The following is an 8,336-nucleotide window of genomic DNA, read 5'->3' as shown; positions in this document are numbered from 1 at the left end:
GTTGCTGGCAAGCTTGCTTGCTCGGCGGCCGACGGAGGCCTGTCTACCCGCAGGGCAAGGGGCGGGAAATTCCCGGAGGAAATCACGACGCAGGAGCGCCGGAGGGACATTTCCTGCGCCGCAGGCCCCGGTGGAGCTTGCGGAACCGGGGCTAGACGGGGTGGAGCGGACGCCTAGAATCCGCAGGACAGCAACCAAAAAACGTCGAAGACGTAGACAAGGGCCAGGGCGGGCCGGAGCCCTGCGACGGACAGCACTGGACACCGACAGCCGGCCGCGCCAGCGGACGCCCGAAAGCAGTGTCCGTGGTCCCGCGGTGCCCGCCCGTCTTGTGGGAACGCCGTGGCAGGATGGGGTCCATCATGGACAGGCGGTTGCGGCGCGCTCCGGACGCCGAATGGGTGCTGATGTACCGGCTCGGACTGAGCCGGCAACGCATCGCTGCCCTCGTGCGCGTTCCGCCCGCCGCCGTCGGATACCACCTGGTCATCGCCCGCCGCCAGGATCCGGGACTCGAAGCCGAACACCAGGCCGCCGCCGGCGCCGACCCCGTTCCTTCCCCCTCCCCCTCAGACCTTGCCCGGTTGGAAGAGGTCATCTCCTGGGTCGCGGCCGAAGGCCGGCTCCCTGACGGCCGTTCCGGCGACCGGGGCGAACGGTCGATGGCTCGCTGGCTGTCCGGGCGCCGGCGCGAATCAGCCGAAGGGACCCTGGACCCGGCCTACCGCGACGGCCTTGACCGGATAACCGGGTGGCCCGACAACCGCCGCAAAGTGGAGGACGAAGCGCGGTGGAACGAGCGGCTGGCCGAGCTCGTGGCCCACCGCGAGGAAGGCAACGACTGGCCGCGCCACCACGACTATGACTCAGAACGTGAGCAAACCCTCGGGGTCTGGATACACGCGCAGCGGTACAAACGCCGCCGCGGCGAACTCGAGCCACTGAAGGTCAAGCTCCTGGACGATGCAGTCCCCGGGTGGCAGACCGGGCGGACCCGTGGCCGCCCTCCACGGCGGTGACCGGAAGGCCGCATCTCCAGCGGGCCAGGAAGTCAGGACCGCTAGTAGACTTACATCGGCTCTCCAGTCCCCCCAGCTTGGAGAGCCGGGAGCCTCCGCGCTTGAGTCCTGGACTCGCGCGGAGGCTTTCCTCATACGCCCCAGCAGAGACACGTTGCGGCCAAGCAGCAAACGACCCCACCAGGTTGTGCCCACTGGGGGCAGGTGGAGCCCTCCGCGCAGCTCAGAGCTGTCCCCACTGGCGTACAACCCGTCCCCTATTTGATCGTCGGAACCTTCGATAGTTCCTTTGTCGGGGGCACGATGTAGAGTTAGTGAATCGAACATATATTCGAATAAAGGTGTGTTGTGGGCGTTGTTGTCGGTCCCCGTGTGATAGATGCGGGCGCATCGTTGTTGTCGGTGCTGATATCTCCGGTACCCGTCGCGGCGGGGTATCCGTCGCCCGCGCAGGACTACTTCGATGGCCGGATCGACCTGAACGAGCACCTGATCAAGGACATCACCAGCACCTACGTCGTGCGGGTGTCCGGGGAATCGATGGAAGGCGCCGGCATCAGCGACGGCGATGAACTGATCGTCAACCGGGCCCTGGAACCGGTGGACGGGTCCGTGGTCGTCGCGGTCCTCGACGGAGAGCTGACCATCAAACGGCTGCGGATCACGGGAACCGGGGTAGTGCTGCAGGCGGAGAACCCGGCCTACCCGGACATCCGGGTCCCGTCGGTCTCGGACCTGGTCATCTGGGGCGTCGCGACCCGCTGCTTGCATCATGTCTAAGCCTGCGGTGATGCGGCGGCTGCCGCAGATCGCGCACGTTGATGTGAACTGCTTCTACGCCTCGGCCGAGCGGGCATTCAACCCGTCCCTGGAGGGCCGGCCCGTCATCGTCCTGTCCAACAACGACGGCTGTGCCGTCACCCGCTCCCCTGAAGCAAAACGCTTGGGCATCGCCATGGGTGAGCCATGGTTCAAACTCGCCCCGCGGGCCAAGGAATGGGGACTCGTTGCCCTCTCGAGCAACTACGAGCTCTATGGCGACATCAGCGCCCGCGTGATGGAACTCCTCGGCCGGTACTCGGCCTGGCTGGAGGTCTACAGCATCGACGAGGCCTTCCTCGGCGTCAAAGGCACCCCGGACCAGCTGCTGGCCCTGGGCCGGGACATGAAGGTGGCCGTGCGGCGCAACGTCGGGGTACCGGTCTGTGTCGGGATCGCGCCCACGAAGACTCTGGCGAAACTGGCCAACAAATGGGCAAAGAACAACCCTGCCTTCAACGGGGTCTGCCACTGGGACTCCGTGCCCGCCGCGGACAGGGAGTCTCTGATGCGCCGCCTGTCCGTCATCGAGATCTGGGGTGTCGCCGGCCGGCTGACCAAACGGCTCAACGCCCTGGGGATCCATTCGATCCTTGACCTGTCCCGGGCGGATCCGGTCATGATCCGGGACCGCTTCTCCGTGGTCATGATGCGCACCGTACTGGAACTGCAGGGCACCCCCTGCATCCCTATGGAGGAAGAACGGAGCGGCCGGGACCAGCTCATCTTTTCCCGCTCCTTCGCCACCCCCATCACCACCGCCGCCGGGATCCAGCAGGTCATGAGCGTCTACGGCCAGCAGGCCTCGGCACGGCTGGCCAAACACGGTCTCCAGGCCAAAGTCCTCACCGCGTTCGCCGGCACCTCACACTTCAACCCGAAAGACACCTCCTACCCCTCGGTCTGCGTGCCGCTGCCGATGCCCACCGCGGACCCGGTCCTGCTCACCAAGGCCGCTCACGCACTCCTCCCCCGCATCTGCGAGGGCATCAGGTACGCCAGGGCCGGGATCATGGTCACCGATCTGAGGCCCACCGGAAACCAGACACCCCTGGCCCTGTTCGAGAACCCGCACGAGGAGCGCCACGTCGGAACACTCCTGGAAGATATCACCCGCCGGTACGGGCGCGGCTCCATCGGCCTCGGCCACGGCGGAATCCGCGGGGGGCCGGACTGGACCATGAAACGGGACATGCTCTCCCCCCGCTACACCACCCACTGGGACGAACTCCCCCTCGTCAAAGCCGCCTAAACCAAACACGCCAGCACGACCGCACCACGAAAGAACACCACCCCATGACCACGACCGTCGAAGCTCCCACACGCGCCAATGACCTGCAGGTCCGGACCGACCCGGCAGGCAAACCCCTCGCCATTCGGCACGACGGACGGATCTGGCTGGTCGATCCCGACACGGAATCCCGGCACTGGTACGGAAGAGATGCCTGGTGGGACACCCGCCGCACAGCAGCCGTCGGCAGCGGCGACCTCGTCAGCATCGAATACTGGCAAGTTCAGGTCCGCTCCGGCACCCATTCGACCCTCCGGACCGCCACGCTGCGCCGGGAACCGCTCTCCACGCATTGGTTGCTGGAAAACATCAGTGACGCCGACGAAACAACCGACGAAGAGTGAACGGCCAACCCATCAACGATCAGACATGGGCAGCGATCCGGACGGAATTCACGCTGCCGACCCTTCAGCAGGTGCACCGCCGGCTCTCCGGGCTCATGGAAGACCCCGAACCGGTGATGCGGCAGCTGGTGCGCGTCTTCATCGACGACGGCACCTTTTGCCCGGGATTCCAGTTCCTCCCCGGCGGACAACTCCGCCCGCAGGTCATTGCCCTCTTTCAACGTGCGATGGAGCTGCAGATCCCACACAACTACTTCACCGTCTGGATGGTCACCCCCTCCAGGGAACTGGCCGGAGCCCGCCCCGTCGACCGCCTGAAAGGCGGCCCCGCTCCCCTGCTGCGCGCGCTGGAATCCTACCGCTGGCGTACTACCGCTGGCGTACTACCGCTGGCGTACTACCGCTGGCGCTAAAACTGGCTCTTGACCACGCCGGCGGGGTGGGTAGCGTTGGCCCATGGGACTCATCTACGACAGCCCGGACCTCGCGGCTCTGACGCTGACGCGGCTCGCCGCGGAAGAATCCGAAGGACCCGGCGCCCTGGAGGGGCGCATGCTCGACTATCTGGGCGACATCGAGCAGCGCAACGGCACCGCCTTCCTGGAGCTGGTGGCCATCACCCTCGCCCGGGTCCACTTCAAATCCCTGGACGTGGCCCGGGCCACCGGCGACGATCCGGCAGCATTGCTGGACGCCGCCGAGATAGAGGCGCTGGAAGCCCTCGATGGCGGCAGCTAGACCGCCGTCCGGGTCCGGGCTGCCGGCGGACCTTGTCCCGCCGCTGAAGGTGGCCCTGGCCCGGGCCGTGGCGAGGATGCCACGAGCTGGTGCGTTGCCCGGGAGCCTGTCCTATGAGCCCAAATGGGACGGTTACCGCTGCGTCGCGATCCACGACGATACCGGGGTGACCCTATGGTCCAGGCAGGGCAAAGAGCTCGCCGGGTACTTCCCCGAACTCACTGCAGCTCTCGCATCAGACGTCCCGCCCGGGTGCGTGGTCGACGGCGAAGCCGTGATCTGGGCCGGGGGGAGGCTGGATTTCTCGGCATTGCAGCAACGCCTGGGCGCCGGCCCCAGGACCCTCCCCGGACTGGTTCGGCAGACTCCGGCCAGTTACGTCGCCTTCGATGTTCTGGCCGTGGCCGGACATGATGCGAGGGCGCTGCCGCTGAGTCAGCGGCGGGCGCTCCTGGAAGAACTTGCCCGCGGGTGGGCGCCTCCGCTCTCGCTCTCCCCCACCACCACCAATCCGGACGAGGCGGCCAGGTGGCTCGAAGAGCTGCCTCACACCGGGATCGAGGGACTGGTCATCAAAGGCAACGACCAGCCATACACACCAGGTGCCCGTTCCTGGCTGAAACTCAAACACCGCGAAACCCTGGAAATCATCTGCGGAGCAGTCATCGGGCCGATCACCGAACCCCGCGAGATCGTGGCCGGGCTGGTCCTGGACGGGGAGCTGCGGATCGTCGGTAGATCCACGCCCTTGAAGACCGCAGCGGCGCGGGAACTGGCCCGGTGGCTGCAACCACCCGCCGGCGCCCACCCCTGGCCCACGACCGTGAAAGGCACCACCCTGGACCGGTTCAACCGCGACAAGAAACCAGTAGCGCTGACGCTCGTAGAACCCCTGGTGGTTGAGGTCTCCGCTGATACGGCATGGTCTGGCCGGTCGTTTCGGCATCCCCTCCGAGTGCACCGGGCCAGGCCCGAGCTATCCCCCGCCGGCCTCGTTCTTCCCGAAGGGTTGCGCTCTGCCCTTTGAGGGCGTTGCCCACTGGCGCAACATGAGGGTTTAAGTTTCCCTGCTGCGGATGTCCATGGGCATCTGCTTAGGCTGCTGCCTTCCGGGCAGCAGCCAGTGTCTCATAGAGCTCAAATAGCAGCGTTAAGCGCCGCTCATCCGTCTGTACTGACCTGCGGCCGAAAAACGCACGATCCACTGCCTTATCCAGCGCTGCGTGTGCCCTTATCAAATCCAGAGGCATTGCGTCCGGGTCGTACATCTGGGCCAGAGAGAGACTGGGGTGACTTTCACGGGCATTTTGGACGGCTTCGCCGGCCGCCACGATTTCCTTGCGTAGTTCGGGGGTCACCGCCGGCAAGGGAAGTGTGTTCCATACACCTAGCTTGGAGAACCGCAGATCACTCTTGATTCGGCCACCAACCGTCTTTTGCCAGACGACGTATGCCGTCGAAGAGATCACTGCGAACATGAAGCCGTCGGGATCATCAGCGACAAAATTGGCGTCGCCAGAGATCGTTGCCGGCGCTAACCGCTTAGCGGTGAAGAACAAACGCCGTTCCAGGACATGCCGGGGAATGCAAAGGTAGTTGGTGTCGGGCTGGGCTATTTGGCGGAACAGCCGCGCCATAGTGGCGTATTCGCGTGTAGAAGCCGCATCACTTGCCAGGCGGAATGCTTTCACGCGCTCCAACCGCTCGCGCAGCAGGGGCGAGTTCTTAAGGTCGGAGGGGTCAAGATCGACCATCCAGAGGCACCACCGGGGAATATCGTGCAGCAGCTCCTTAGTGCCGACAAAGGGACGAACGTACTTGGCAGCCGCGGGATCACTCATGAACTCCGCGTATTCATCGGCGCCGATGAAGAAGCCACCGCCATCTGTGGGCTTACTGCCGTACCGGACCTCCCCCAGGGCTGGGCTCAGCGGCTTCGATTGCGGATAGACAACCACGGACGGGCCTTCAACCAAATAAGGCGAGATGTTCGATACTTCCCTCATAACCGGCTCGCCCTTGATACTCGGGTAATCGAACAGCACCTTGCGTCCAAGCACACCGCCACGTGAGAACGCGACGATAACGACGTGAACAGAGGCTTTGCCACTTGCCTCAGATGTCCAAGCAAAAGTGCGATGGGCAAAATCAATCTCGAATCCGCGGCCCAGGATCGGACCCCACAGCGGAGCTACCTGCTCGCCTTGGCAAATGGAAGACGTGGAAACGAAACCAATTCGTCCCTTGTGCCCGCCCATGTAATCAGCAGCTTTGATGTACCAGCCGCTGACGTAATCGAGGCTGCCGTGATAGTGCTTTTTCCCCCAAACCGCTTTCAACTCGGCCGTCTGCCGATCAGTCCGGAGGCTGATTCCAATGAAAGGCGGGTTGCCGACCACAACAACGTTGTCCCCGGCGGGCAGTACAAGGTTCCAATCGAAGCCAAGGGCGTTGTCCCTGACGATCTTTGCGGAAGTGGTCAGAGGCAAACGATCAGGAGCCGACCCAACCGTCTCCATCATGTGGCGGTTGGCTTGATGGTCAGCAATGAACAGGGCGACCTCTGCGATCCTGGCCGGCCACTCTTCCAGCTCTATCCCGTGCATCTGCGCGAGGCTCACCTTCAGCCCCATATCTTCCCCGAGCAAGACCGTCTGACCGCCACCCGCCCGGAGCTGCTGCAGCTGCTCAATAATCCTTAGTTCCAGCGCCCTCAATTCCCTGTAGGTGACCACCAGGAAGTTTCCACATCCACACGCTGGGTCGAGGAACTTGAAGGACGAAATCCTGTCCCATAAGGCATTCAGACTCTTTACGCTGAATTGTGCAGCCTGGAACTCGGAGTGGAGCTGGTCAAGGAAGAGCGGCCCGATAGCGCGGAGGATGTCACGTTCTGTTGTGTAGTGCTCTCCCAGCCCTCGACGGGTTTCCTTTGACTTCACGGACTGGAACATCGACCCGAACACGGCCGGGGAGATTAACCCCCACTCAAAATCGCAGGCCGACAAGAGCGCATCGCGCATGGTTCGGTCAAAGTGAGCCGTGGGAATGACTTCTGTGAAGATCGACCCGTTCACGTAGGGCAGGCGCAGGAGCATCTCATCTGTGCGGGATGAGCGATCAATCTGAGCAGTGTCAAGGGTCTGGAAAATGTGTTGAATCCAGGAGCCAAGATCCGAACCGTCTGCGGCGGTTTTGTCCGCGATGATCTGACGAAATAAACCACGTTCAAGTAGGCCAGTGTCTTCCCCGAACAACAAGAAGAGAATGCGGGTGAGGAACACAGAGACGTGATGGTCCGAGAGCTTGTCATCCGTCAGCGCGTCGTAGAGTTGCGCCATTTTGGTGACTGCTTTGGCGTTAGCAGCTTGCTCCGAAACGGCAACGGACGGCTCCCGCGTGTAGCCGGCCATCCAAGTAAAAAGACCAATGCGGTTCGGCAGGGACTTCAAGTCAAACTCATGTGTGACCTTTGGGGTCACGGATACGTCATGGACGACGAATTTATTGAAGTCGCAGAGGACGATCAGCCTGGGCAGGTCTTTGTCGTCCAAGGAGTCCAGATAGTCGTAGGCCTGATCAGCAGCTTTGCGCAGGTCAGCACCACGTGATTTCTGCTCGACCAGGAGTTCACCAGGCCAGAAGACGTCGATGCGCCCGGACCCTCCGGTAGTGAAGCGGCTCGCGTGATGCTCAAAAACTACGAAACGGCGGGCGTCGATCCCAAAGGCGGCAAAGAACTCCGCCCAAAACATCTGGGTGTCAGCATTTTCCCGGCTAGCATCGCTCCACCGCCGAGAGAAACGACCCGCGTTGGCTCTTATTTCTGCCAGAGAAAGCTTTGACGCCACACCACACCCCATCTGAGAACCACAACAAGTCGAGCCAAATCTATCCCAGCGACTGGCGCCTAAGAGCCGTTGCGTGCTGTTTCGCACGCATGGGTAAGTGGGGACCTGCCGGGACCGATCGGACGGCCCCGGCAGGATCTAGAACCTGGTTAGAACCAGGGAGAATGCCAGGCGGCCAGGATCCACCGCAGAACATTCATGAAAGGCTCAACATGACCCAGGGGGCTGACGCTTGCAGCGCTTACGACATCGGCCGCGCCGTAGGCATCAGCCG

At 63.3% G+C, this 8,336-nt stretch carries 8 protein-coding genes; 7 read left to right on the top strand and 1 reads right to left on the bottom strand.

Annotated elements, in window-relative coordinates; genetic code table 11:
• Positions 1–362: 362 nt before the first annotated feature.
• From QFZ69_RS23190 to QFZ69_RS23160, 7 genes are all read left to right on the top strand, one after another.
• On the top strand, positions 363–1,019 hold the full coding sequence (locus tag QFZ69_RS23190) for a helicase associated domain-containing protein (RefSeq protein WP_307000812.1): 657 nt from the start codon (positions 363–365) through the stop codon (positions 1,017–1,019).
• 348 nt (positions 1,020–1,367) lie between these two features.
• Entirely contained in the window at positions 1,368–1,799 is a 432-nt protein-coding gene (locus QFZ69_RS23185; RefSeq protein ID WP_307000810.1) for a LexA family transcriptional regulator, read from the top strand.
• Positions 1,792–3,090: a Y-family DNA polymerase gene (locus QFZ69_RS23180; RefSeq protein WP_307000808.1), complete on the top strand. Its 1,299-nt coding sequence runs from the start codon at positions 1,792–1,794 to the stop codon at positions 3,088–3,090. Before QFZ69_RS23185 ends, QFZ69_RS23180 begins: the two co-directional genes overlap by 8 nt.
• Before the next feature lie 44 nt (positions 3,091–3,134).
• Complete coding sequence (locus QFZ69_RS23175; protein WP_307000806.1) at positions 3,135–3,473, top strand: hypothetical protein; 339 nt, start codon at positions 3,135–3,137, stop codon at positions 3,471–3,473.
• A complete protein-coding gene (locus tag QFZ69_RS23170) occupies positions 3,470–3,886 on the top strand; it encodes a hypothetical protein (RefSeq protein WP_307000804.1) in 417 nt (138 codons plus the stop codon). The genes QFZ69_RS23175 and QFZ69_RS23170 overlap by 4 nt, the downstream gene beginning before the upstream one ends.
• A gap of 43 nt (positions 3,887–3,929) precedes the next feature.
• The gene (locus tag QFZ69_RS23165) at positions 3,930–4,211 is read left to right on the top strand and encodes a hypothetical protein (RefSeq protein WP_307000802.1); all 282 of its coding nucleotides are present in this window, start codon (positions 3,930–3,932) and stop codon (positions 4,209–4,211) included.
• Positions 4,198–5,238 (top strand): ATP-dependent DNA ligase, encoded by a 1,041-nt coding sequence (locus QFZ69_RS23160; protein WP_307000800.1) that lies wholly within the window; start codon positions 4,198–4,200, stop codon positions 5,236–5,238. The genes QFZ69_RS23165 and QFZ69_RS23160 overlap by 14 nt, the downstream gene beginning before the upstream one ends.
• Before the next feature lie 67 nt (positions 5,239–5,305).
• On the opposite strand, the gene QFZ69_RS23155 is transcribed toward QFZ69_RS23160, so the two are convergent.
• A complete protein-coding gene (locus tag QFZ69_RS23155) occupies positions 5,306–8,062 on the bottom strand; it encodes a DNA methyltransferase (RefSeq protein ID WP_307000798.1) in 2,757 nt (918 codons plus the stop codon).
• Positions 8,063–8,336: the final 274 nt, after the last annotated feature.

This window comes from Arthrobacter sp. V1I7 (assembly GCF_030817015.1).
GTDB lineage: Bacteria > Actinomycetota > Actinomycetes > Actinomycetales > Micrococcaceae > Arthrobacter.
The sequence above is the reverse complement of the archived record's forward strand: the minus strand, read 5'-3'. Positions and strand labels throughout refer to the sequence as shown.